This window comes from Pseudotabrizicola formosa (assembly GCF_002900965.1).
Taxonomy (GTDB): domain Bacteria; phylum Pseudomonadota; class Alphaproteobacteria; order Rhodobacterales; family Rhodobacteraceae; genus Pseudotabrizicola; species Pseudotabrizicola formosa.
This window is the reverse complement of the sequence record NZ_PJOM01000002.1, coordinates 533757-557166: the sequence shown is the minus strand read 5'-3', so window position 1 is coordinate 557166 and position 23410 is coordinate 533757. Positions and strand designations below refer to the sequence as shown.

Sequence of the window (23410 nt, the reverse complement as noted above, 5' to 3'; positions counted from 1 at the left end):
TGGAGAGTACCGTGAAAAATCAGGTCGGCATCATTTCGATGCAATTCGTGCGCCCCTTTACCGGCGCGCATCTGGGGCTGTTTGCGCAGATCCGCGCGCTGGGGTTTGACTTCATCGAACTGCTGGTCCCCGAACCCGAAGACGGGCTGGATCTGACCGTGGCACGGCGCGCGTTGGCCGATGCCGGCCTGTCGGTTGTGCTGGCCGCGCGGGTGAACACGCAGCGCTCCATCGCGTCTGATGATGCGGGGGCGCGCCAGGGCGGGCTGGATTACCTGGCGCGCTGCATCGAGGTGGCCGAGGGGCTGGGGGCCACAATCATCGGTGGCCCGCTCTATGGCGAGCCGATGGTGTTCGCCGGTCGCCCGCCCCTGCCCCGCAGCTCCGATGAGATGAAGGCGCGGGCAGATCGGATGATCGACGGTCTGTCGCGACTGGCGCCACAGGCGCGGGCGGCAGGCAAGGTATTTGCGGTGGAGCCGCTGAACCGGTTTGAAACCGATATGCTCAACACCACCCGGCAAGGCATCACTTTGGTCGATGCGGTCAATGATGCGGGTCTTGGTCTGATGCTGGACACGTTTCACATGAACATGGAGGATCAGTCGATCCCCGACGCGATCCGGCTGGCCGGTCATCGCACCGTGCATTTCCAGGCCAATGAAAACCACCGCGGCTTTCCCGGCACCGGCAATATGGACTGGCCCGCAATTATGCGCGCACTGTCGCAGGCGGGTTATACCGGGCCGGTGTCGCTGGAACCGTTCCGCCGCGATGACCAGCGGCTGGCCTTGCCCATCGCACAGTGGCGCGCCCCCGCCGAGGATGAGACGGCCAAGCTGAAGGCCGGTCATGCCCTGATCCGCGCGGCACTGGATTTTGCGGAGTATGCGCAATGACACAGCCCCTGAACATTGGCTGGATCGGCTGCGGCCGCCATGCGCGCTGGATGCTGTTGCCGCAACTGGGCAAGGCCGGGTTCCGGCTGGCGGCGCTGTGCGACCGGGATGCAGAGGCCCTGGCCCAGACCGCGGCGCAGTATGGCGTGACACAGACCTATAGCGACTGGCAGCAGATGCTGGACCAGCCGGGGCTGGATGCCGTCTTCATGGCAGTGGGGCCGCAGGTGCATTATGCCGCCACGCTGGCCGCCCTTGCCCGGGGCATCCCGGTGTTCATGGAAAAGCCCCCCGCCGCCAACCACGCCCAGGCGCTGGACTTGCAGCGCGCCTCGGAAGCCGCGGGAAAGCCGGTCTATGTCGGCTTCATGAAGCGCTATTCCACCGGCAACCGGATTGCCGCCAATATCTTGCGGGGGGCCGAGTTCGGCCCGATTCTGGGGATCACCGGAAGCTATATGACCGCACCCACCTATTTCGCGGGCGAAGAGGATTATTCCGGCTTCTACCTGCACCATTGCGTGCATTACATGGATTTGATGCCTTGGCTGGCGGGCAGCCCGCTGCGCGACATGACCGTGCGCCGGATCAGCCCGGGCAAGGGACGGGTTCTGTTCCACATGGGCTTTGCCTGCGAAAACGGCGTGATCGGCAATGTGGTGATGGGAACAGTGCAATCGCGCGGCACGCCGATGGAACAGATCACGGTGATGGGCGATCACAACCGCATCGAGGTTTCCAATGTGATCAACGTGGCCTGGCACCGCGACCCGCCGTTCAAGGCCGATGATCCGGCGGCGACACTGGACCCGGCCTGCGATACGCTGTGCTGGACGCCGAATTTCACCGCTGCGGCGAATGAGGATCACAAAGGCTATGCCGCGTTGCTCGCCGATGTGGCGGCGGGGCTGACGGGGGCACCATCTGCCGCGCCGACGATTGCCGATGGGGTGACCGCCATGGCAGCGCTGGACCGGATGATCGCGCTGCTGGAGGGGCAAAGCTGACCCGCCGCAGCCGATTTTGCGCGCCCTCTCCCGCCAGTCGGCCTTATGCGCCCGATGGAAAGCACCGGATGCCTCCTCGCTGGGGGCGTTCGCGGGCTGCGCTCTGATGCCGAGTCCCTCGCCTCTGTGTATGGCTGGGCCTGCCGGTCAAAGCAGCCTTTGATGCCCCCTCTGTGGGCGGCACCTTAGAGACCCGAAAAAGCTACGGACTGGCCGCAAGGCTTTCGCAAGGCTGTGCAAGCAAACCGGCAGACCGCCGCCCCCATCGGCCCGCGCAGGCTTTCGCCGCAACCAAGACCCTTGGCACAGGCTGCGCATTCGGGCATCAGCGGGAAACCGCCACAGCCAGACCCCAACCAGGTGCCTGGCATCACGCCGTTGCGGCAGCCATCTTGAATATCATATGAAGTCAATGGCATAAGCCTGCGCAGAGCCACAGTGCGGCAGGACCGTCCGGCCGGTCCAGGGCATGAAAAATTGCGCCCGTCACGGCGATAAGCCTCGAATCACCGTAGGTTGAGTAATCCCCAACATTGACTATCCCAATAGGCCTGCCTATGTGACACGCGATATACGCCTCTGATGTCGTTGTACGTTTCGAAGCAAAACCACCTACAGTTGAAGCGAAATGTAAAGGTTTTATATGTCAGAGCAGGCTCACTTTTCAGTGATCATCCCGACTCGTGACCGCCCGCGCCTGCTACCGCAATGCGTGGCCAGTGCTTTGGCCGCGACATGCGATGGGGATGAGGTCATCGTGATTGATGATGGCAGCCAGATTCCTCCTGCCAGTTTGCTTCGCCAGTTTGAAGGTTCACGTCTGCGCATCATCAGTGGCGAGGGCAAAGGTGCTGCACATGCCCGAAATATAGGCATCAAACGATCGCATGGCGATATCGTGATGTTTCTCGATGATGACGATGAAATGCTTCCGGGCTATCGCAATCATGTTTCTGCACTAGTCAAGGACGTGGTTCCACGCCCCTTGTTCGGCTATTCGTCAGTCTATAAGGCAGGCGATGCTGACCGCGCGTCGGCGCAATTGCCCGAAGGCTATTTCCATAACAATTATCCATTCACCTCGCTTCTGAACGCCTTTTCCATGGGGTTCTGGGCGCATAGGACGGTGTTTGAAAATCTTGGCCTCATCGATGAAACTCTGGTGACCAATGAGGACACTGAATTTCTGCTGCGCCTTCTGGCATCAGATTATATTGGCTGGTACTCCGGCGTTCCCGGGGTGCGCGTGGGCCGTGCAGACGCCAAGGCTGATTTGGCCAGTCTGACTCATCGCACGCCCGCGGCCACGCGCGCCGAGGCGTTTTCCGCCATTCTTGCCACACATTCCGAGCTGATCGGCACGCTGGATGGGGGGCAGAGGTACTTTCGACAGCGCATTGTAAAATATCTGGCCCGCGCAGGGCGGCTTCAAGACGCGCTGACGACAGCGGAGCGGCGACCGGGCGACATGATGCTTGCCATCGGAGAATTTGTCTCAGGACGCGTCAGGTCCAGACGATGAGGCTGCCGATCAGACATTGCTTTGCCTATTACCTTCCGCAGTTTCACGTCATTCCGGAAAATGAAGCATGGTGGGGTGCGGGTTTTACCGAATGGACAAAAGTAAGACAGGCAAAGACCTTCCATCCGCAGCAGGTTATCCTGACACCTGGTGAGCTGGGTTGGTATTCCTTGGACGACCCCGCCATCATGGAACGGCAATACCAACTTGCCCGCGCGCACAGCATTGATACATTTGCCTTCTGGCACTATTGGTTTGACGATGGAAACCTGCTGCTTGAAAAGCCTGCAGAGCGATTGCTTAAAAGCGAGTCTGACGTCGAGTTTTGCTTTTCTTGGGCCAATCATGACTGGTTGAAGCGATCCACGAATGAGGTATTGCGTCAGCAGACCTATTCAAAAGATGCGACCGCGCATTTCAGATATCTGGAACCGTTCTTTCATGATCGGCGCTATAGAAAAATTGACGGAAAGCCGGTTCTTCTTTTGTTTGCGCCACATTCTCACCCGTATCTCGAAAGCTATATCAACGATATGCATGAACATGCGCAGCGTTCGGGTTTTCCCGGCCTGTGCTTTATATTCGACAATGTGCGTCCGAAGGCCGATATGCTGGATTTGTGTGACTGGCATCTGCGTTCTGGCATGCCACTTAAATTCGAACGCTCTGTCAAAAGATTTCTGCGTAAAAACCTGGCCGCGTTCGGGGGCCCAAAAGGGCCTCATATCGCCGATTATGCCGCCTGCGTCAGCCACATGCGCCGCGAAACGCCGACCGACCCGCGCGACTTGCCGGTTGTCTTTCCCGGTTGGGATACTTCCATCCGCCATGGTGTCAGAGGGCAGGTTCTTTTAGGCAATTCGCCCGAATTGTTCGGGCAGTCGCTGGCGCCCTATCAGCAGGCGCTTTCGCTGCGTGACATGCGGGATCGGATGATGGTGATCAAATCCTGGAATGAATGGGCAGAGGGCAATGTGATGGAGCCCTCTGCAGAATTTGGCCGGGGTCACCTGAAAGCGTTCCAGCACCATTTTGAAATCCGGGCAGATCCGGCGCAACGCGGCCTTGAGTCGCCCGTTTTGGCACAGGCGACCCTGTAACCATGCATATCATCTCTGACTGGGCCAGCGATCAGGGCCTGTTCTACACCCTGCCCAACCGACAGGTATGGACCACATCCCATCAACCCCCCCCATGCGCTGTGAAGCTGCACCGGCCATCATGCCCGCCCCTTCTGCAGCGATCACCCGGCGCAAGCACTGGGCCCGTGGGGCAGCCCTCGTCCTGTCATAATCCTGTTTAGGCCATTCCATGCACCCACTTTTATACAAGCTGATGTTCCACAAGGCCGGAAAGCCAAGGGGTTGGACCAGATTTGTGTTCTTCCGCAAGAACGGCACAGCCCGCCCGTTGTTCTACAGGGTCATCCACAAGAAGAACGGGACGATCCGCCCCAGATGGGCCTATTGGGCGACACAGCCCCTGGATCAGCCTGCGGATCAAGGGCTGATCACTGCGCAGGACAGCCGGCCAGAGGTTCAGCCGCTGAGTGCTGCCGAGCAGACGCTCCGGGCCTTGCGGCCCTTTGAGCAGACTGTCGCTGACTGGCGCAAGACTACCGAGCTGCCTGACCTGCTGACGCCCGACGAGATCTATGCCAGACTGTCGGAGCTGGCATCGTCAGGGCTTGTCCTGTCACTTGGCCATGACAACTACCGCGTGATTCCGGGCGGTGTTCAGCTCTGCATCCAGCAGGAAGAGAAAGCCGCCACCGCGCGCAACCTGACCTATCTTCACCTGCACCCCTGGCAACCGCTGCCCTGCCTTGCCGACATCAGCGAGGGCGGCAGGGTGCCGGTCACGCTGCTGTTGAATGGCGAGATGTTGGGCACGACCCGCATGGAATCGGTGACGCAGGCCATTGAACGCTGTGTCGCGTCGGGAAAAAACGTGGACATGGTGGTTCATCATCTGATGGGTCATGCGCCGGAGGCGGTGGCCGATCTGGCGCGGGCGGCTCAGGTCCGCGACCTGCCGTTCTGGCTGCATGATTTCTTCACACTTTGCCCCAGCTATACGCTGCAAAGAAACGGGCTGGCCTTTTGCGGCGCGCCCGAGGTCACGTCAAACGCCTGCGGATTGTGCGTTTATGGCGTTTCGCGCCCCCAACACCTGGCCCGCATGGCGGCATTTTTCGAGGCCTTGCCCATTACGGCCATCGCACCATCAGACCACACCGCCGCCTTCTGGTCGTCTAGGTCACAGCTGCCGGTGCGTCGCCTGACAACGGTGCCCCATATGGTGCTGACGGAAACGGCGCGCCCGCGGCCACAGACAGCCATCGCCACCAACCATCCCAAGGCCCACCCGATCACGGTCGGCTATCTGGGGGCGATGGTGGATCACAAGGGCTGGTCGGTGTTTGTCAGAATGATCCACCGCTTCGGAGGGGGGGGCATCAGATTTGTGGTCCTGTCGGACAAGGCCGCCAATGTGGGCGAAGACGCCTCCGGCAAGGTGCATGTGACCAGCGATAGCCCTGACGCCATGTCGCGCGCAGTCAGAGAGGCGAAGATTGATGTCGTGCTGCATTGGGCCTCCTGGGCCGAGACGTTCTCGTTCACGACCTATGAGGCGATGCTGGGCGGGGCCTGGGTGCTGACCAACCCGCTGTCCGGGAATGTGCAGGCCTCGGTCCTGGCATCGGGCCGTGGGGCGGTGCTGGAGGATGAGGCGGCGCTTGTCGCCTTCTTTGCCGATGGCGGGCTTGAAAGGCTGGTGGCCGAGCGGCGCGCCTATGCCGAAAAGACCGAGCTTCAGGCTCGGACCAGCGCCATGACCTTCGATCTGCCGGGATGGAGCACCACATGACCGTTCACGCCTACACCAGCTTTACCTTCAGCTATCTGAACCGTGCCCGTGTGCTGGCCACCAGCCTGCGGCGTCAGCATCCCGACTGGGTGATCTGGGCGGTTCTGACCGACAAGCCACCGCCGGGTCTGGTGTTTGATCTGGCCAACGAAGCCTTTGACCGCGTCGTGACCGCCGAAGACCTGTATGGTGAAGAAACCGACAGCTGGCTGTTCGGGCTTGATATCGTAGAGGCCTGTACGGCCGTCAAAGGCCGGGCCCACCTGCGGATTCTTCAGGAACCCGACGTTGAGCAAGTGCTGTATTTCGATCCTGACATTGCGGTTTTCAACAGCATGCAGCCGGTGATTGATCTGCTGGCCGACAGCAGCATCGTTCTGACCCCGCATCAGATTGACCCCGAACCGGCCACAGATACGCACGCCATCCTCGACAATGAAATTGCATCACTGGACTATGGCAGCTTCAATCTGGGGTTTGTCGCAACCGATGCCGGGCCCGAAGCCAACCGCTTTGCCGCCTGGTGGGACGCGCGGCTGCACGACTGGTGCCACGACAGGCGCGACATCGGCGTTTTTGTCGATCAGAAATGGTGCAATCTGGTGCCGTGCTTCTTTGACGGTGTCAAAATCCTGCGCGACCCGGGCTATAACGTGGCAAGCTGGAACATCAGCCAAAGAACCATGCAGTTCGACGCTGCCGGTCAGGCTCTGATCAACGGCCAGCCGCTGCGATTTTATCACTTCACCAAACTCGGTCCTGTGGGGGATGTGATGACCCGCCGCTATGCGCGCGGCAATTCCGAGATTCACGAGCTGTGGTGGTGGTACCGCCATGAGGTGGCGCGGTTCACCGACACGTCGATCCCCAAGGGCTGGTGGTATTATGGCACCTTTGACAACGGCGATCTGATCGAAAAGCGCATGCGCGAGGTCTACCGCAGCCGCAAGGATCTGCAGGCGACCTTTCCCGATCCACGTCGCACCGGAAAAGGCACGCTGCATGAATGGCTGGAGGTCACCAAGGGCAAGGGCTGAGCGCCCACCCAGCCTTGGCGCCAGTTATGGGGTGTCGTTCAGAAATCCGCCCAGGGTTTCGCCGCGCTGCATCCGGCCCAGAAGCGCGACAAGTTCGGCGCGCGATGCCTGTGCCCAGGCGCTGTCGGCCCATCTTGGCGTGGCCCAAAGCGCCTGACGCAGATCCCAACTGGTCTTGACCGGCCGCACGATGACGTCTTCGCCAAACCCGCTCGCCTCAAAGGCTGCAAGGCGATCCTGCGGCGCGGCAAGCAGGGCTGCTTCATAGGCCATCGCATAGGGCACCTCTGCGCGCCCCCTGAAATTCGCCTGTCGGAACGCCGGAAAGGCCACATAAACCGGGTCATATCCGGCGGCCACCAGGGCCTCGAGCAGCAGCAGGCTGTTGAACGACTCGTTGCATTCGGCCCAGATCACCGGCTTGTGGTCCCGGATATAGTCAAAGTCACCCTTGATGCCTTCGACCTCCATCCCCTCGATATCCAGCTTGAGAACATCGTAGTTTCCGTGCACGGACCGCAGATGCCACAAGGGCTGGCACTCCACGCCCGATGCCAAAAGGGTGCCAGCCTCAGGTCCCTCAAGCTTGCGGTATTCCAGCGCACCACGGTTATCAGTCTGGTTTTCGGCGGGCACAAGGTGCCCGGCCTCGGCCCCAAGCGCGCAGGATACCAGGCTGTGGTCGCAGACAAGATTGCGGCGCAGGTTTTCCGCAAGGGCACCGGCCAGTTCGGCCCCCGGCTCGATCGCCACAAGACGTTTCAGCGGTCGCCCACCTTGGGCCGCGATCTGTGCGACACCGATGCCGAAGGTTCCCAGAAAGGCCCCGCCGTCCCAAAAGACATCGTCGCGGCAGACCAACTGCGCCAGAAGCTGCTGTTCCAGATAAGCCCATTCGCCCAGATCCTCGAGCGACCGGACGATCAGGTCATGCGGCCAATCCGGCAGGGTGATCGCGCCATAGATGGTCTCAACATTCCGCATGGTTGTTTGTATCCGTTAAGAAGAGCGCCCCCATTGTCAGGCAAAGGGGCGGCATTGCAAGGCCGGTGCCGGGGCAACGGCGGGAATTCGGGGCTGCCGGGGGTTCCGGGTGATGGTGGCGCACCGTTTCCGTTTGCTGTCAGGATTTTGCGAACTGACGCTCATAGAGTTCGGCGAACTTGCCGCCACGCGCAAGAAGCTCGTCAAACCGCCCGCTCTCGACGACCTGACCCTGTTCCAGATAGCAGATCATATCGGCGCGCAGCACCGTTGACAGCCGGTGGGCCACCACCACGGTTGTCACCCCCTGCGTCACCTGATTGAGCGCGTCGCGCACCAGCGTCTCGGACAGGCTGTCAAGCGCGCTTGTCGCTTCGTCAAGCAGCAAGACCTGCGGATGGCGCATCACGGCACGCGCAATTGCCAGCCGCTGACGCTGGCCCCCCGACAGAAACACGCCGTTTTCGCCCACTGGCGTATCATAGCCCTGCGGCAGCGCCCTGATGAACTCATCGGCATTCGCCACGCGGGCCGCCTCATAGATCGCATCGTCGCTGGCGTCAGGCTGCACCAGCCGCAAATTCTCGCGGATCGTGGTGGAGAACAGAAAGGTGTCCTGCCCGACATAGGAAATCTTGCGCCGCAAGGACGCGAACCGCACCTCGCGCAGGTCAATGCCATCCAGCAAGATGCGGCCATCATCCGGATCATACAGCCGCAAGAGCAGGTTGAGGATGGTGGATTTTCCACTGCCCGAAGGCCCGACCAGCGCGGTGGTTCCGCCCTGTGGCAGCTCCAGGCTAAGCCCATCCAGCACGCGCTGACCATTGGCATAGCTGAAACCCACATGTTCCAGCACAAGCTTGCCGGGCCCGTCCGGAAGATCGCGGGCGGTGGGAGATTCGACCATTGTCGCCGGACGATCCAGCAGGTCATACATCATCCGGACCCCGACCATCCCGGCCTCGATCGTGATCCGCATGCGCGCAAGCCGCTTTGCCGGCTCATAGGCCATCAGAAAGGCCGTGACGAAAGACATCAACTGTCCGGGCGTGCCCGCAGACTGCCCGAACAGGTTCACCGTGCTGAGAAACACAATCGAGGCAATGGCCAGACCGGCAATCGAATCCATCAGCGGTGTCGTCGCCGACTCGAGCCGAACCATCTTGTTGGCCCGCTTTTCCACCGCATGCACGGCCTCGTCCATCCGGTCGGTCATCAGGCGTTCCAGCGCAAAGGCCTTGATAATCCGCGCCCCGGTCGAGGTTTCCTGCACCACACGGAAAATCTCGGCCAGACCGGCCATTTCAAGCATCATCACCGCCCTCACCCGCGACAGGATCTTGCGGATACCCCACAGCGCAAGCGGGCCCACCACAAGGCTGACCACCGACAGGACCGGTTGCTGCCAGAACATCACCCCGATCAGACCGACCAGGGTCAGCAGATCGCGCACAAAGCCGGTCACAATCGTGTCAATCACGCCACGCGCCATCTGCGCGCTTTGCGTGACCCGCACCAGCACATCGGAAGACTCGGTTCCCGAAAAGAAGGCGATGTCCTGCTCCAGCAGCTGCCGGTACATGCTTTCCTGCTTCTGGGCGACGATCCGGTTGCCCGCCCGCGCCATCAGCACCATCTGTGCATAGGACGCAAAGCCGCGCACGATGAAGATGGCCGCCACCGCGCCAGAGACCAGCATGATCCGCGACCGATTTTCCGGATTGGTCATGGAATCGACGATTTCGCCCATCATCCAGGCCGTTGCCGCCGTCATGCCCGCCACGATCACCATGGCGATGATGGCAAGAAAGTACCGTTTGCGGTGTTCCGGGAAGCTTTCAAGCAGAAAACGTGCAAGCAGGCTTTCAGAAGAAAGCGACGCAACCTTCTGTGCCCAGCGGTTTTTGATACGGCTGATCATTGGCGTACGGGAAGCCTTCGCTTGCTGGCGGCTAAGGCCATCTATCGGGCTGTCAGTACCAGAGAGGCGCCCTGCTGTGCAACCGCAAAGCCACCGCCGGCCCCGGGCAGCCTGGCGCACCGGCGGATCGGCGCGACCTCATCTCTGCGGGAGTTTTGGTCCATCCAGGGCAGCGTGGCAGGCCCGGTGTCGCGGTCCAGCACCTGATCGTCGTCTCACAAAGACAGATCCCCGGTCTTGATCCGGGCCGCAGCTTCACAGCGAGGCGGTGATGCCACCATCGACGTACAGAATATGGCCATTCACAAAGCTTGCCGCATCCGAGGCCAGAAAGATGCAGGCCCCCTGCAGTTCCTCGACCCGGCCCCAGCGCCCGGCGGGGGTGCGCTTTTCCAGCCAGGTGGTGAAGGCCGGATCGGCCACCAGCGCGGCATTGAGCGGCGTGTCGAAATAGCCCGGCGCAATGGCGTTGCAGTTGAGCCCGTATTTCGCCCAGTCGGTCGCCATGCCCTTGGTCAGGTTGCCGACCGCCCCCTTGGTGGCGGTATAGGGCGCGATGCCCGGCCGGGCGAGCGCGGTCTGTACCGAGGCGATGTTGATGATCCGGCCCCGCCCGCGTGCGATCATGTGCCGCGCAACCGCCTGACCAACATGGAACACGCTGGCGATGTTGGTTTGCAGCAACCGCTCGAACGCATCGGCGGGAAATTCTTCCAGCGGGCCACGATGCTGCATGCCGGCGTTGTTCACCAGAATGTCGATGGGTTTGCCCAAGGCCTCATACCCATCCACGGCCTTGCGCACGGCCTCATGGTCCGTTGCATCAAAGGCCAGCACCTCTGCACCGGGCATACGCCCTGCCGCATCGGCAAGTTTCCCCGCGTCGCGCCCGTTCAGCACCACTTGCGCCCCCGCCGCCACCAACCCTTCGGCCAGCGCAAAGCCGATGCCCTGCGAAGACCCGGTGATCAGCGCCCGCCGCCCTGTCAGATCGAAAAGGGGATGTCCCATGGTCACTGTCCTTTCAGGTCGCTGTCGGCAAAACTGGCTGTGCATGCGTCCCGGGCGCGGCGATGCAAGCCGCCGGGGAGATGCGGCCACCGGGCTGCTGCGCCCGGTGGCCCGCGCTCAGGCGGTAACGTCGATCACCACGCGGCCCCGGATGCGACCGGCCACGATGTCTTGCGACAGGTGGGGCAGCGCCGACAAAGGCTCGGTCCGCGCAATGCTGGCAAGATGGGTCTTGTCCAGACGTCGGGCCAGCAGGTCCCAGGCCCGGTCACGGCGGGATTGAGGGGCCATCACACTGTCCACACCCAGCAGGGCCACGCTGCGCAAAATATGCGGCATCACCGTGGCCGGCAGGTCCATGCCGCCCGCCAGACCGCAGGCCGCAACAGCCCCGCCATAGGTCGTCTGCGCCAGAACATTGGCCAGAGTGGTGGAGCCGACAGAATCCACCGCGCCGCCCCAGCGTTCCTTTTGCAGGGCCCCGCCCTTTTCCGCCAGTGTCGCGCGATCGACAAAACCGCTCGCCCCCAGTCCGGCCAGATAGTCATGCGTCTCGGGCCGCCCGGTGGCGGCCGTGACCCGGTAGCCCGCCGCCGCCAGCAAGGAAACGGCTGTCGAGCCGACACCACCCGCAGCCCCGGTGACCAGCACTTCGGCCCCATCCGGCCGGATCGTGCCCCAATCTTCCAGCGCCAGCACGCACAGCGCCGCCGTATAGCCTGCGGTGCCGACCGCCATCGCCTGTTCCAGGCTGAACCCGTCCGGAAGACGCGTCAGCCACTCGGGTTTCAGCCGCTGGAACCGGCTGTAGCCGCCCCATTCGGTTTCCGACAGACCCCAGCCGTTGACAATCACCTGTGTCCCCACCGCCCAGTCGGGCGAGCGGCTTTCCACCACTGTACCCGCCAGATCGATGCCCGCCACCATCGGCAGGCGCCGCGCGATGCGCCCCTTGCCGCTGACCGCCAGCCCGTCCTTGAAATTGACCGTCGAATAGGCCACTTCGACCAGCACATCGTGATCGGGCAGATCGGCCAGTGTCAGGTCACGGAATTCTGCCTTTGGCTTGCCCTCATGATCAACGATCATCAGCGCGCGGAATGTTTCGGTCATCCGGTCTCTCCTCCTGTGTCAGTCTTTGTCGTGCTATGGGCCACCCGCCGGTCCAACGCCTGGTTCACCACCGCGCACATTCCGTCCAGATGGCGGCGGATCTGCTGTGCGGCGCGATCTGCATCACGCGCGGCAATCGCATCGACCACGCTGGCATGGCCGTCGACCGTGCGCCGCCGCTCCTGCTCGTCAAAGATCAGCATGTTGGTGACAGGGATGAAGCTTTCAATCACCGCATGCATCATCAGCCACAGCGGGCCATTGCCGGTTGCGGTGACCAGCGCGCGGTGAAACCGGACGTCTGAGGCGCAAAAATCGGTGTCAGACACCGACTCATCGCGCTGCAGGTCGATTTCTTCCTGCAGCCGGGCAAGATCTTCGTCTGTGCGGTTGGTCGCGGCCAGACGGCAACAGATGGTCTCCGTCTCGATGCGGGCGGCGACAATTTCATCAATTCCAAAGGTGCCCACGCCGACCAGCAGCGTGGAGGCTTCCGTGATCGAGCGGGCCAAAGCCTCAGGGTCGGGCCGGGTGACGAAATTGCCGCCCGTTGGCCCGCGCCTCGCGCGGATCAGGCTTTGCGCCGCCAGCACCTTGAGCGCTTCGCGCACCGTTGGACGCGAAATGCCAAAACGTTTGGCCAGTTCGTCTTCGCTCGGCAGGCGTTCATCCACCTGCAACTGCCCGTCGAGGATCGCATTGCGGATCAGATCTGCGACCTGCCGCGCCAGCCCTGTGCGGACGATCTCATTATACTGCAGTGCCATGCCGGAAGATCCCTTCGCTTGCCGCCTATCCTAGCACCGGAAATTTGGATGTAAAAGGTTTGACAAATATCAGCATGGAAACGGAACCGCCATCAACAGCCCTCCCACCGCTTTGTCAGACCGCCAACACGTTTTGCACTGGACACCGGACCAGAGCCGCCGCCATCTGGGTCGGTCCGGGCGGTGAACAGGAGCATGCAATGACCAGAACCATCCTCATCGGGGCCCCGATTGATGCGGGCCAACAACGGCCGGGCTGTCTGATGGGTCCGGCGGCCTATCGTGTGGCAGGTCTGGCGCAGGCGATTTCCGGCCAGGGACACGGGGTAGAGGATTGGGGTGATCTGACCTGTCCACAGATGGTGGCCCCCCCCTGCCCCAACCCTGCGGTGCATTCCCTGGCGCAGGTTCTGGGCTGGACGCAGATTCTGGCGGAGAAGGTTGGGGATGCGCTCACGGCTGGTGCGATGCCGATCATCCTTGGCGGCGATCATTCGCTGGCGCTCGGCTCGGTGTCCGGGGCGGCGGCGCATGCCAAGGCTGTCGGGCGGCCGTTGTTTCTGCTGTGGCTGGACGCGCATTCGGATTTTCACACCCCGCTGACCACGACCAGCGGCAATCTGCATGGCACCCCGGTGGCCTATATCGCCGGGCGGTCCGGGTTTGAGGCGTTTCCGCCCTTTCCGGCCCCGCTGCCCGCGGAGCGGATCTGTCTTTATGGCATCCGTTCGGTCGATCCGGCCGAACATGCGGCGCTGCTGGACCATGACATCGCCCTTCATGACATGCGGGTGCTGGATGAGCATGGGGTTGTCGCCCCGTTGCGGCTGTTTCTGGAGGGCGTGCGCGCGGCGGGGGGGATGCTGCATGTCAGCCTGGACGTCGATTTCCTTGACCCGGCGATTGCGCCGGCGGTCGGGACCACGGTGCCGGGCGGCACCACCTTTCGCGAGGCGCATCTGGTGATGGAGCTGCTGCACGAATCCGGGCTGGTGACCAGCCTTGATCTGGTGGAGTTGAACCCCTTCCTTGACGACCGCGGCATGACGGCGCGGCTGATGGTCGATCTGGTCGGCAGCCTGATGGGCAAGAAGGTGTTTGACCGCCCGACGCGGGCCAAGTGAGGCGGAAGGACTGCTTCCCCCTGTGTTACAGGCAAGAGTATCCTTTAGAATCAATATCTTGATTTTTCATTTTCATGAACTGTTAAGAAATCGGGGCCACGACTGCCGCCCCTACAGACAAAGGGCGGCAGCCTTTCGGATGCCGCCCTGTTGCCTGGCTGACCGTTGGGCCCGCGTTACTCTGCCGGCACACCCGATCCGAACTGCCGGTCGACCTTGCGTTTGTGCAGCAGGTAGCTGGCATCGTTGAGCGAGATCAGCGTGTAGAAGGCCGGCACCACGAACAGGGTGAAGAGCGTGCCGATCAGCAGGCCGGTAAAGATCACCAGACCCATGGCCTGCCGCGCGGCCGCCCCCGCGCCATCAGCGATGATCAGCGGCACCACGGCCAAAGCCATTGCGGCGGTGGTCATCAGAATGGGACGCAAGCGGGTTTTGGCGGCGGCCACAATGGCCTGACGCTGTGACATGCCATGCTCTTCGCGCTGCTGGTTGGCAAATTCAACCATCAGGATGCCGTGTTTCGTGATCAGACCGATCAGCGTGATCAGCCCGACCTGCGTGTAGATGTTCAGCGTCCCAGCCCCGAGATACAGGGGCAGGATTGCGCCAAAGATACACATCGGCACCGACATCAGGATGATGAGCGGGTCGCGGAAGCTTTCGAACTGCGCCGCCAGCACCAGATAGATCACGACCAGCGCCGCCGCAAAGGCAAGGATGATCGTGTTGCCTTCGGATTTTTCCAGCCGGGACTGGCCGGAGAATTCGATGAAGAACCCGTCGGGCAGCACCTCATCCGCGATCCGTTCCAGCTCTGCCAGCGCGACCCCGGTGGACAGGCCGATCATCGGCATGCCCGACAGCGTGGCCGAGTTCAGCTGGTTGAACTGCGAGATCGAGGCGGCGGACACCGTGGACTGGATGCTGACCACCGAGGACAGCGGCACCATGACCCCGCTGCCCGAGCGCACATAGAACTCTCCCAGCCGTTCGGGATTGTCGCGCCATTCGGGCGGCACCTGGGTGATCACATCATAGCTGTTGGAATCGCGGTCAAATTGCGCAATCGCCCCGCCCCCGACCAAAAGCCCGAGGGTGGAGCCGATATCGCTGACCGCGACGCCCAACTGGGCCGCGCGGTCGCGGTCGATGGTGACACGGACCTGCGGCGAATCGAAGGACAGGCTGTTCTGGACCACGATGAACATGCCCGATTGCATGGCCCGGGTGCGGATTTCCTCGGCCACCTCGACCACGCGTTCGGGCGCATAGATCGACTGGATCACCATCGAAATCGGCAGGCCGCCGCCCGAACCGGGCAAGGAGGGCGGCGCAAAGACATAGCTTTGCAGGCCCGGCGCGCCATCGAGAATGCCTTGCAACTGCGCCTGAATTTCGGCCTGTCCGCGCGTGCGTTCGGACCAGTCCTTCAGCGCCCAGATGTAGAATCCGGTGTTCCCGGCCCCGCCCATCCCGACCAGAGAGAACGAGGTCTGCACCTCTTCGATCGTGGCCGTGCGGTTGGCGATCTCGGAGGTGAAGGCATTGGTATAATCCAGCGTGGCATAGCGCGGACCGTTCATGATGGCGAACAGGGCGCCGCTGTCCTCTTCGGGGGCCAGTTCCGAGGAGGTGTTCACGAACATGAACCCGGTGGCCCCCAGAAGCGAGATCACCATCAGAATGGTGACCGGCCGGTAATCGAGCGAAGAGGCCACCCGGCGTTCATACCAGTTGGCCAGCCCGCCCAGCGTGCGGTCGACGATGCGCTGAAACCGCCCCGGTGCGCCATGGCTGAGCAGCCGCGCCGACATGGCCGGGGTGATGGTCAGCGCGACGATGCCCGAGATCACCACCGATCCGGCAAGGGTCAGCGCAAATTCGGCAAAGAGCGCGCCGGTCAGCCCGCCGGTAAAGGCCAGCGGGGCCAGCACCGCCGCCAGCGTGATGGTCATTGCCACCACCGGGCCGGTGATTTCCTTCATGCCCTTGATCGAGGCCGCTGCCGGTGTCATGCCCTCATCAATGTGGCGGTGAATGTTTTCCACCACCACGATGGCGTCATCAACCACCAGACCGATGGCCAGCACCATGGCCAGCAGGGTCAGCAGGTTGATCGAATAGCCCAGCATCAGCATGACCGAGCAGACCCCGATCAGCGACAGCGGAATGGTGACAATCGGCATCAGCACCGAGCGGAACGAGCCAAGGAACAGCAAGATCACCACCACCACGATCACCACGGCTTCGGCGATGGTCACGAACACCTCGGCAATCGAGGCCGAAATGGTTTCGGTCGAGTCGTAGACCAGATCGATGGTCATGCCAGTGGGCAGGGTCTGCACCAGATCGGGCAAGGCCGCGAGGACATTGCTTGCGACATCGAGCTGGTTTTCCCCCGGGGCCGGAATGACGCCGATGAAGATACCCGGCTCGCCGGCGAAGGTCACGATCGCCTCATTGGCCCCCGAGGCAAGCTCGATCCGCGCCACATCGCGCAGCCGCACCACGCCGGTATCCCCTTGCGCCACCGGCAGGGCCCCAAAGGCCTCAGGGGTCTGGATGGTGGAATCGAGGGTCAGAGAATAGCTGAAGAATTCGTTCTCGGTCTTGCCCGGGGCCGACAGAAAGTTTGACGACCGGATGGCGGCCAGAATCTCTGATGCGGTGACCCCGCGCGCCGACAGCATGAGCGGGTCAAGCCAGACCCGCATGGCATATTTCTGCGACCCCAGAATCTCCATCTGGGCCACGCCTTCGATATTGGTCACCCGCGGACGCACCACGCGTTCGAGATATTCCGTCAGCTGTTCCGGCGTCATGTTCGGGTTCTGCGCCGCCAGATACATCAGCGCAAAGGACTGGCCGGTGCCCTTGGCGATGACCGGATCTTCGGTATCCTGCGGCAGCTGGCCGCGCACCTGCTGCACCTTGGACATGACTTCGGTCAGCGCGATGTCGGGATCGGCCCCCAGCCGCATCTGCACTGTCACCACCGACGCCGATTGCCGGGATTCGCTGGTCACGTAATCAAGGTTTTCGGTGGTCGAGACCGCCGAGGCGATGGGGGCGGTGACAAAGCCCTGGATCAGTTCGGGGGCCGCCCCCGGATAGACCGTGGTGATGGTGATCACGCTTTCCTCGACCTCGGGGTACTGGCGTACCGGCAGACTGAACATCGACGCCAGGCCAAGGAAGAGGATCAGCGCCGCCAGCACGCTCGACAGCACCGGGCGGCGGATGAAAAGCTCGGAAAAATGCATCTTGGCTCTCCTATTCGCTGGCCGCGGGGGCGGCTTCGGCGGCGTCAGGGGACGGTTCGGCAGCCGTCTGAGGGGTGGCGGTTGCGCCTTGGGCGGCGGGCGACAGGCTCACGCTGTCGTCGATCACCACAGCCGCCTGATTGGACAGGCGGTTCTGGCCCGATGTCACGATCTGATCGCCGGCAGCGATGCCCGCCACCACCTCGATCCGGTCGCCCGACCGGCGGCCGAGTGTCACGAAGGCCTGCTCGACCTTCAGCCCCTCGCCCTCGGGCTGCACCACATAGATGGAATCGCCGTACAGGCTGGAGATCACCGCCGTCTGCGGCACGGTGATCACGCCCGCCTCTTCTGGCAGGGCCACGCGCACCCGCAGGAACTGGCCGGGGAACAGGCTGCCGTCGGTGTTGTCCACCACTGCACGCACCGAAACCAGACGGGTGCGCGGATCGACCTGCGGCTCGATGCCCGAGATCCGGCCCTCGGCCTGAAAATCGGCAACCGGGGTGCTGACCGAAATGGCCCGCCCCAGAGTGAGCGCGCCGATCTGCTGTTCGGGCACGGTGAAATCCACATACATCTGATTCAGATCCTGCAAGGTCGCATAGACCGTGCCGGGGGTCACATATTGCCCGCGTTCGACGCGCGGAATGCCGATGACACCGTCAAAGGGCGCGGTCAGGGTCTTGGCATCCAGCGCTGTGCGCACCTGCGCCACCTGCGCCCGGGCGCTTTCCACTTGTGCCAGTGCGGTTTCGACCGAATTGGCAGTCCCGACCCCGCGTTCTGTCAGGGTCTCGGCGCGCTGCGATTCTGTCTGGGCCACGCCCAGCGCCGCCTCGGCGGCGGCAAGCGAGGCGCGTTCGCTGTCATCGTCGATCTCCAGCAGAACCTGACCTTCGGTCACGGCCTCGTTCGAGGTGAAGTTCACCGACCGGACCAGCCCGCCCGATTCAATCGCCAGATCGACGCCGCGCGCAGAAATGGCGGTGCCGATCGCGTCGATCCCCGGCGTCCATGTCACTGGCTCTACCATCTGCACGGTGACCGGAACCGGCGGCGGCACCCGCCCGGCCATGAATTCGGCGATCATGCCGGCCCGGAAAGAGTTGAACCACACGATCCCGCCCACGATCAGGCCCAGCAGAATAACCGCGATGATAAGACGTTTTGCCATGGATGAAGTCTCGCTTCCAACGAAAGCGCAGGCGCGTCAGCAGACGGTCCGGCGCGTGATTTTCCGGCCCTTAGTGCAACCTGAAGGCAACAATATCAATACAGCAGTGTTGGCCCATACGCGAAGCCGACCCTGCAAATTTGAACATTGTTCTGCGCCTCCCACAGGGAATGCCGCATTTTTACGCAGCCGGGCCCAGGCAGCGCAGCTACAACCAGCCGCGCCGCCGGAAATACAGATAGGGCCCCACGGCAGACAGCACCATCACCCCAAGGGCGGCAGGATAGCCATAGGGCCAGCCCAGTTCCGGCATCACCGCAAAGTTCATCCCGTAGATCGACGCGATCAGGGTCGGCGGCAGGAAAGCCACCGAGGCGACAGAGAAGATCTTGATGATGCCGTTCTGCTCGATCCCGATCAGGCCAAGGGTTGCATCCATCAGAAAGCTAATCTTCTGCGCCATGAAGGCCGAATGATCCTCCAGCCCGCGCACATCCGATGTCAGATCCTTCAGCCTTGCCCGCAGATCCTTGGTGTCCGGCGCGTCGCGCAGGCGCTGGCCCCAGAACACCGTCAGCCGGTCCAGCGTGCCCAGACTGTCGCGGATCACCGAGACCATGTCGCCCTTGCGCCCGATTTCCTCCAGCACTGCGCGCCAGCCATTGCCCTTGCGCGCCTGGGCCCCGTCCTTGGCAAAGACACGGCGCGAGATCCCCTCGATATCGCGCCCCACCCGCTCCAGCACATCGGCCAGCCGGTCCACCATCACATCCAGCAGCGACAGCATCACCTGCTCGGGGCCATGGCAGGGCAGCCCGCCCTTGGCACCGCGCTGCACGAACATCTCGAAGGCACGCGGCGCGTGGTAGCGGATGGTCACCAGCTGGCGCGGTGTCAGCACCAGCGTGACCGGGGCCACGTCGGGCGCATCGCCCTCGCTGTTGGCTGGCAGCAGGATGGTCATGAACAGCGCCCCATCCTCGGCATAAAGCCGTGAGGATTGCTCGATCTCCTCCATATCCTCGCGCGTGGGCAGGTCGAGCCCCAGATGCTGTTCCAGTGTCTGCTCGTCACCCTGGTCCGGTGACACCAGATCCAGCCAGAGGGCGGTTTGCGGCATGTCCTGGGTCAGCGCCACCAGCCGCCCGTCCTGCCCTGCATAGCCGTAAATCATCACGCACTCCTGTTTCGCAAGTGCTAGCACAGGCGCAATCCGGGATGCCAGACCCGCAACTGGGGTCTTGCATGCCCGGCCCAGCTGCGCTACTTGACCCCTGAACGGCGGGTGGGCAGGCAGGCTATGCACCGGATTGCAAATCCGTGAAGATCGGTTCGATTCCGATACCCGCCTCCAAATCTTTCCAATGACTTAGCCGAAAAATTCTGCGCCTTCGGGCGGGCATTTTGCAAGACGTTTTGCAAATCCGTTCACGCTCCACCCCGTTTCGCAGCGGTCAGGGCCGCCAGAACCGTGTCGGATTCGCCGGGCGCTATGCGCGTATAGTGTTCAATGACGTTCTGCGCATGGCGCAACCCCCAGCCCATGAAGGATGCAATCTGCGCAAGGGTCAGGCCCGCATTCAACAGGCGCGTGGCGGCTGTGCCGCGCGCATCCTGAAGGCGCAGCGTCTCGGACAGGCCCGCCTTGTCGCGCCATTCCCGCACCACCTGCGAAGCGCGGCTTTCGGTCAGCGGGCGGCCGTTGACGTTCAACAGGATCAGAAGTTGGTCCTTCGGGGTTGCGTCAATCACCTCGGCCATTCGCGGCAAGACCGGGATATGGGCCACCTGCCCCCGCTTGTTGGTCTTGATCCGAATGCGCCGCCCGGCGGGCGTGTCTTCGATATGGCTGCGAGACAGGCGGATCAGATCGCCGGGGCGCAGGCCGGTTTCGCAGGCGGTCAACAGGATGCGCGCCGCCCATGCTGGCGCTTTGGCGGTGAAGGCGGCAATGTCGTCTTGCGTCCAGACCACCTCGGCCCGGTCGGCCTTGTATGCCTTGGGCAGTCGGTCGCAATGGTGTTCGCGGATTTTGCCAGCATCCCGCGCCCAATTCAGAATGATCGTGACGACGGTTCCGGCATAGTCAAACTGTTTGGCCGAGTAGGACCACTTTTGCCGCCATTCGTTCACCTCGCCCCGCGAAGCCGGTTCTTCAAACAATGCGGCGGGGTCGTTCTTAAACTCTTCCGCGAAGCGCAGCGCCCATGTGCGATAGTCAAGCTGCGTCCTCGGGCGCTTGCTCTTAAACTCGGCCGAAGACAGATAGGCGTCCACCATCGCGGGCGTCAGGTTGCCGCCTTTTGGCAAGCCCAGCTTCTGGGCTTCGACGTAGGCGGCGAAGAGGGCCGGATCGGTCGGGTTGGGGTGGGCATCGGTCCAGAACCGCGCATCCTTTCGGCCGCGCAGATAGAAGTAATACTTCACCGATCCGTCCGCCAGCTTGGCCCGGACCCGGTTAATCTCGGACGGAAGGCGCTGGCGATTACGCTGCACCACGGCGCGCCCTTCTCTGGGCTACCAGACCCGCGCCCATGGCCGAGGCCGCGCTCTCGCCCTGCAACACCCCTTGCGCTTCATCCAATCTGCGCCGCACAAGCGCCGGGTCATAGACACCGCGCCGTCCAGGCACCGGATGAATGCGCATCAGTGCGCACCAGTCGCGGAATGCGCCATTGACGCCAGAAAACAGCATCTGGCGCGCAAGGTCTTCGGCAGAAATCAATTCAGGCATGTTCTTTCACCTCCGACGCAGGGGTGGCCGCCGATAGTGCAGCATCGTGCAAAAGAAATGTCGATTGCCGTTGTGCCGCCTTCCGCATGTCACCTACCTGCCTGCAAACGTCTTGATGTGCCTAAAATGCAAGGCAAGGCGGCAAGGTGCGGTTAAGGAAATCGGGTCAGATTTGCAGCGCGCGGCGGGTTTTCGTTAGGGTAGTGTTAGGGAAAGCCTGCTAAGCGCCCGCGCCACCGGGCTTGGCCAAGCGCACCCCGGCACCCCCGCCATTTTCGGGGATAAACTCCACCCCAGCGGCTTCCAGCGCCGCGCGGATCGCGGCAACCGCTTGATCTGAAACAGTTCGCCGCTCTTTCTCGAAGTCAATTACCGTTGACTGCCCCAGCCCGGCGGCCTTCGCCAGCCCGGTTTGTGTCATCGAAAGAAGGCCACGCGCGGCTCGGGATTGTGCTGGGGTCATAATCAACGTTTTTCATTGACGGCAAGAGGCCGCGAGTCTATCAACGAAAAACATTGATAGCCCAAATCGGGAACCACAACAACACCGAAAGCCCCTGCTTTTCGGCCCCGGCGAAGCTATGCGCAACGCAGAAAGGTGACACATGGAAATGCTACAGTTTGACCGCAGCGCTTACACGGCCATGCAGGCCCGCCTTGCCCGTTCGGACGGCAGACAGATCAGCTTGAACGAATACACGGCCGCCGGGCTTTTCGCCCTGTCGGTGGACTTCTCGGACGCCATGGATAGTCTTTGCGCCCGTGAACGGATCGAAAACCTGCAACAGCTTTCCGCATGGATCGACCTTGCCTCGGCCGGGGAAGAATACAACCTGACCCCGGCGGGCATCTGGGCCGGGCTTCAGGAGTGCGCGGCGCGGGGAATGCTGACAGTCGCGGTCAATATCGAAGACGCGGAACAGGTCTTCGTCCAGCTTGCCGCCGATCCGGCCACCACCCGCAACGGCGGGGCCATGTCGCGCCTGCGCACAGCCGTCACCCTGTTGCGGCTCGGGCGGGCCGAGGTGATGCCCGCGCAGGCCGCCCGCACCCATCGGGAACGCATCTGGCGCTTGACGGCATGGGGCGGCGTGATCCCCGGACCCGGCGAAGAGGCAGAGAAGGCGCAGATGGCAGGGCGGCTTGATGCGTGAGCGGCGGGGCTTTCGCAACCGGAACCTTCTGGACTTCCTGTGCGCGGTGGCGGCCGTGCAGGAAGCCCCGGAGGTGCCCTTGGCCCACGCGGCCGGGCTTGACCCATTCGGCCTTGATATGGCCGTAGGCATGGCGCTACGGCAGGGCTTCATTCACCCGGTGGCACCGGGGCGCTATATCGTGACCCGGCAGGGCATCGGCTGGGCCACCGGCCAGCTTGCGCAAGCCCGTGCCATGCTGGCCTTGGAAAGCCGCGCCCTGCGGCCGGAACGGCCGAGGTTGGAAATGACAAAGCGGCCGCATGGCGGCCGCCCTGAAGTGCTTATCCCCGCGCCCATGTGAAGGCATTCGCGCCCCCCTTTCGCCCCGCCTTGCCCCGATCCGCGAAAGGGGCAGAGAAGCCGGGGGGCGGCCGTCAGGCGGCGGTGGCCGAGGCCAGCGCGCCCTTGCCGGTGAAGTTGAAGGTGACAGACACCCACCCGTCCTTGGCCCCCGACAGGGGCACCCCGGACACCACCGCGTTGCCGCTGAAGTAGCGCGCCCCGGTCGCATCCCCGCCGGGATACAGGTTCAGCGCCACCACGTCGCCCACATCGAGGCCGCTTTGCGTTGTGTCCGCCGGATCATAGTAGCATTCCAGCGACCCCGACCAGCCTTTGACGCCAACCCCGGCGTCCTTCCACTCTTCACCCATGCTGTAGGCTTCGGCCACATCGGCCGTCACGTCCAGATTCCAGCTTTGGACGTGGGCAAAATCGGCTGCGCCGATCTTCACCACCCCGTCCTTTCCGTGAATGATTGCCATGTCTGGCCCTTTCC

General features: G+C 62.7%; 21 protein-coding genes and 1 tRNA gene. 10 read left to right on the top strand and 12 right to left on the bottom strand.

Annotated features, from left to right (window positions below; genetic code table 11):
* Positions 1-11: 11 nt before the first annotated feature.
* From CXR43_RS06690 to CXR43_RS06665, 6 genes are all read left to right on the top strand, one after another.
* The gene (locus CXR43_RS06690) at positions 12-899 is read left to right on the top strand and encodes a sugar phosphate isomerase/epimerase family protein (protein ID WP_103334063.1); all 888 of its coding nucleotides are present in this window, start codon (positions 12-14) and stop codon (positions 897-899) included.
* Complete coding sequence (locus tag CXR43_RS06685; protein ID WP_103333273.1) at positions 896-1906, top strand: Gfo/Idh/MocA family protein; 1011 nt, start codon at positions 896-898, stop codon at positions 1904-1906. The genes CXR43_RS06690 and CXR43_RS06685 overlap by 4 nt, the downstream gene beginning before the upstream one ends.
* Before the next feature lie 643 nt (positions 1907-2549).
* A complete protein-coding gene (locus tag CXR43_RS06680; protein WP_103333272.1) occupies positions 2550-3428 on the top strand; it encodes a glycosyltransferase family 2 protein in 879 nt (292 codons plus the stop codon).
* On the top strand, positions 3425-4528 hold the full coding sequence (locus CXR43_RS06675; protein ID WP_103333271.1) for a glycosyltransferase WbsX family protein: 1104 nt from the start codon (positions 3425-3427) through the stop codon (positions 4526-4528). The genes CXR43_RS06680 and CXR43_RS06675 overlap by 4 nt, the downstream gene beginning before the upstream one ends.
* Positions 4529-4739: 211 nt before the next feature.
* The gene (locus CXR43_RS06670) at positions 4740-6299 is read left to right on the top strand and encodes a glycosyltransferase family protein (protein ID WP_146036489.1); all 1560 of its coding nucleotides are present in this window, start codon (positions 4740-4742) and stop codon (positions 6297-6299) included.
* Positions 6296-7336: a hypothetical protein gene (locus CXR43_RS06665; RefSeq protein ID WP_103333269.1), complete on the top strand. Its 1041-nt coding sequence runs from the start codon at positions 6296-6298 to the stop codon at positions 7334-7336. Before CXR43_RS06670 ends, CXR43_RS06665 begins: the two co-directional genes overlap by 4 nt.
* Before the next feature lie 24 nt (positions 7337-7360).
* Here the strand turns inward: CXR43_RS06665 and CXR43_RS06660 are convergent, their stop codons facing one another.
* The 5 genes from CXR43_RS06660 to CXR43_RS06640 all read right to left on the bottom strand — a co-directional run bounded on the left by CXR43_RS06660 (position 7361) and on the right by CXR43_RS06640 (position 13135).
* Positions 7361-8320 carry an FkbM family methyltransferase gene (locus CXR43_RS06660; RefSeq protein ID WP_103333268.1) on the bottom strand — a complete coding sequence of 320 codons (960 nt, stop codon included), beginning with the start codon at positions 8318-8320 and terminating at the stop codon, positions 7361-7363.
* A gap of 139 nt (positions 8321-8459) precedes the next feature.
* The gene (locus tag CXR43_RS06655) at positions 8460-10244 is read right to left on the bottom strand and encodes an ABC transporter ATP-binding protein (RefSeq protein WP_103333267.1); all 1785 of its coding nucleotides are present in this window, start codon (positions 10242-10244) and stop codon (positions 8460-8462) included.
* 255 nt (positions 10245-10499) lie between these two features.
* On the bottom strand, positions 10500-11255 hold the full coding sequence (locus CXR43_RS06650; RefSeq protein WP_103333266.1) for an SDR family oxidoreductase: 756 nt from the start codon (positions 11253-11255) through the stop codon (positions 10500-10502).
* Positions 11256-11372: 117 nt separating this feature from the next.
* The gene (locus tag CXR43_RS06645; protein ID WP_103333265.1) at positions 11373-12368 is read right to left on the bottom strand and encodes an MDR family oxidoreductase; all 996 of its coding nucleotides are present in this window, start codon (positions 12366-12368) and stop codon (positions 11373-11375) included.
* Positions 12365-13135 (bottom strand): FadR/GntR family transcriptional regulator, encoded by a 771-nt coding sequence (locus CXR43_RS06640; RefSeq protein WP_103333264.1) that lies wholly within the window; start codon positions 13133-13135, stop codon positions 12365-12367. The genes CXR43_RS06645 and CXR43_RS06640 overlap by 4 nt, the downstream gene beginning before the upstream one ends.
* 200 nt (positions 13136-13335) lie before the next feature.
* On the opposite strand from CXR43_RS06640, the gene rocF reads away from it, so the two are divergent.
* On the top strand, positions 13336-14259 hold the full coding sequence (gene rocF, locus CXR43_RS06635; protein ID WP_103333263.1) for an arginase: 924 nt from the start codon (positions 13336-13338) through the stop codon (positions 14257-14259).
* A 176-nt stretch (positions 14260-14435) separates the two neighbouring features.
* Here rocF and CXR43_RS06630 read toward each other — a convergent pair whose 3' ends face one another.
* The 3 genes from CXR43_RS06630 to corA form a co-directional block, all read right to left on the bottom strand.
* Positions 14436-17525, bottom strand: a complete 3090-nt coding sequence (locus tag CXR43_RS06630) for an efflux RND transporter permease subunit (protein WP_103333262.1) — start codon at positions 17523-17525, stop codon at positions 14436-14438.
* A gap of 10 nt (positions 17526-17535) precedes the next feature.
* Positions 17536-18702: an efflux RND transporter periplasmic adaptor subunit gene (locus CXR43_RS06625; RefSeq protein ID WP_103333261.1), complete on the bottom strand. Its 1167-nt coding sequence runs from the start codon at positions 18700-18702 to the stop codon at positions 17536-17538.
* Between the two features lie 208 nt (positions 18703-18910).
* Complete coding sequence (gene corA, locus CXR43_RS06620; RefSeq protein WP_103333260.1) at positions 18911-19876, bottom strand: magnesium/cobalt transporter CorA; 966 nt, start codon at positions 19874-19876, stop codon at positions 18911-18913.
* Positions 19877-19982: 106 nt separating this feature from the next.
* On the opposite strand from corA, the gene CXR43_RS06615 reads away from it, so the two are divergent.
* Positions 19983-20056: transfer RNA gene (locus CXR43_RS06615), tRNA-Cys, on the top strand.
* A gap of 74 nt (positions 20057-20130) precedes the next feature.
* On the opposite strand, the gene CXR43_RS06610 is transcribed toward CXR43_RS06615, so the two are convergent.
* The 3 genes from CXR43_RS06610 to CXR43_RS06600 all read right to left on the bottom strand — a co-directional run bounded on the left by CXR43_RS06610 (position 20131) and on the right by CXR43_RS06600 (position 21899).
* Entirely contained in the window at positions 20131-21201 is a 1071-nt protein-coding gene (locus tag CXR43_RS06610) for a tyrosine-type recombinase/integrase (protein ID WP_246831295.1), read from the bottom strand.
* On the bottom strand, positions 21188-21436 hold the full coding sequence (locus CXR43_RS06605) for a hypothetical protein (RefSeq protein ID WP_103333259.1): 249 nt from the start codon (positions 21434-21436) through the stop codon (positions 21188-21190). Before CXR43_RS06605 ends, CXR43_RS06610 begins: the two co-directional genes overlap by 14 nt.
* A gap of 220 nt (positions 21437-21656) precedes the next feature.
* Positions 21657-21899: a helix-turn-helix domain-containing protein gene (locus CXR43_RS06600; RefSeq protein ID WP_103333258.1), complete on the bottom strand. Its 243-nt coding sequence runs from the start codon at positions 21897-21899 to the stop codon at positions 21657-21659.
* 148 nt (positions 21900-22047) lie between these two features.
* On the opposite strand from CXR43_RS06600, the gene CXR43_RS06595 reads away from it, so the two are divergent.
* Together CXR43_RS06595 and CXR43_RS06590 are read left to right on the top strand one after the other, a co-directional pair.
* A complete protein-coding gene (locus CXR43_RS06595) occupies positions 22048-22590 on the top strand; it encodes a hypothetical protein (protein WP_146036488.1) in 543 nt (180 codons plus the stop codon).
* A complete protein-coding gene (locus CXR43_RS06590) occupies positions 22583-22933 on the top strand; it encodes a hypothetical protein (RefSeq protein ID WP_103333256.1) in 351 nt (116 codons plus the stop codon). Before CXR43_RS06595 ends, CXR43_RS06590 begins: the two co-directional genes overlap by 8 nt.
* Before the next feature lie 73 nt (positions 22934-23006).
* Here CXR43_RS06590 and CXR43_RS06585 read toward each other — a convergent pair whose 3' ends face one another.
* Entirely contained in the window at positions 23007-23396 is a 390-nt protein-coding gene (locus CXR43_RS06585) for a hypothetical protein (protein ID WP_103333255.1), read from the bottom strand.
* Between the last annotated feature and the right edge of the window lie 14 nt (positions 23397-23410).

Excerpts from the sequence above, each read along its gene's own strand:
- CXR43_RS06685 (WP_103333273.1), top strand. The coding sequence starts at position 896 with ATGACACAGCCCCTGAACATTGGCTGGATCGGCTGCGGCCGCCATGCG.
- CXR43_RS06680 (WP_103333272.1), top strand. The coding sequence starts at position 2,550 with ATGTCAGAGCAGGCTCACTTTTCAGTGATCATCCCGACTCGTGACCGC.
- CXR43_RS06675 (WP_103333271.1), top strand. The coding sequence starts at position 3,425 with ATGAGGCTGCCGATCAGACATTGCTTTGCCTATTACCTTCCGCAGTTT.
- CXR43_RS06670 (WP_146036489.1), top strand. The coding sequence starts at position 4,740 with ATGCACCCACTTTTATACAAGCTGATGTTCCACAAGGCCGGAAAGCCA.
- CXR43_RS06665 (WP_103333269.1), top strand. The coding sequence starts at position 6,296 with ATGACCGTTCACGCCTACACCAGCTTTACCTTCAGCTATCTGAACCGT.
- CXR43_RS06660 (WP_103333268.1), bottom strand. The coding sequence starts at position 8,320 with ATGCGGAATGTTGAGACCATCTATGGCGCGATCACCCTGCCGGATTGG.
- CXR43_RS06655 (WP_103333267.1), bottom strand. The coding sequence starts at position 10,244 with ATGATCAGCCGTATCAAAAACCGCTGGGCACAGAAGGTTGCGTCGCTT.
- CXR43_RS06650 (WP_103333266.1), bottom strand. The coding sequence starts at position 11,255 with ATGGGACATCCCCTTTTCGATCTGACAGGGCGGCGGGCGCTGATCACC.
- CXR43_RS06645 (WP_103333265.1), bottom strand. The coding sequence starts at position 12,368 with ATGACCGAAACATTCCGCGCGCTGATGATCGTTGATCATGAGGGCAAG.
- CXR43_RS06640 (WP_103333264.1), bottom strand. The coding sequence starts at position 13,135 with ATGGCACTGCAGTATAATGAGATCGTCCGCACAGGGCTGGCGCGGCAG.
- rocF (WP_103333263.1), top strand. The coding sequence starts at position 13,336 with ATGACCAGAACCATCCTCATCGGGGCCCCGATTGATGCGGGCCAACAA.
- CXR43_RS06630 (WP_103333262.1), bottom strand. The coding sequence starts at position 17,525 with ATGCATTTTTCCGAGCTTTTCATCCGCCGCCCGGTGCTGTCGAGCGTG.
- CXR43_RS06625 (WP_103333261.1), bottom strand. The coding sequence starts at position 18,702 with ATGGCAAAACGTCTTATCATCGCGGTTATTCTGCTGGGCCTGATCGTG.
- corA (WP_103333260.1), bottom strand. The coding sequence starts at position 19,876 with ATGATTTACGGCTATGCAGGGCAGGACGGGCGGCTGGTGGCGCTGACC.
- CXR43_RS06605 (WP_103333259.1), bottom strand. The coding sequence starts at position 21,436 with ATGCCTGAATTGATTTCTGCCGAAGACCTTGCGCGCCAGATGCTGTTT.
- CXR43_RS06600 (WP_103333258.1), bottom strand. The coding sequence starts at position 21,899 with ATGACCCCAGCACAATCCCGAGCCGCGCGTGGCCTTCTTTCGATGACA.
- CXR43_RS06595 (WP_146036488.1), top strand. The coding sequence starts at position 22,048 with ATGCTACAGTTTGACCGCAGCGCTTACACGGCCATGCAGGCCCGCCTT.
- CXR43_RS06590 (WP_103333256.1), top strand. The coding sequence starts at position 22,583 with ATGCGTGAGCGGCGGGGCTTTCGCAACCGGAACCTTCTGGACTTCCTG.
- CXR43_RS06585 (WP_103333255.1), bottom strand. The coding sequence starts at position 23,396 with ATGGCAATCATTCACGGAAAGGACGGGGTGGTGAAGATCGGCGCAGCC.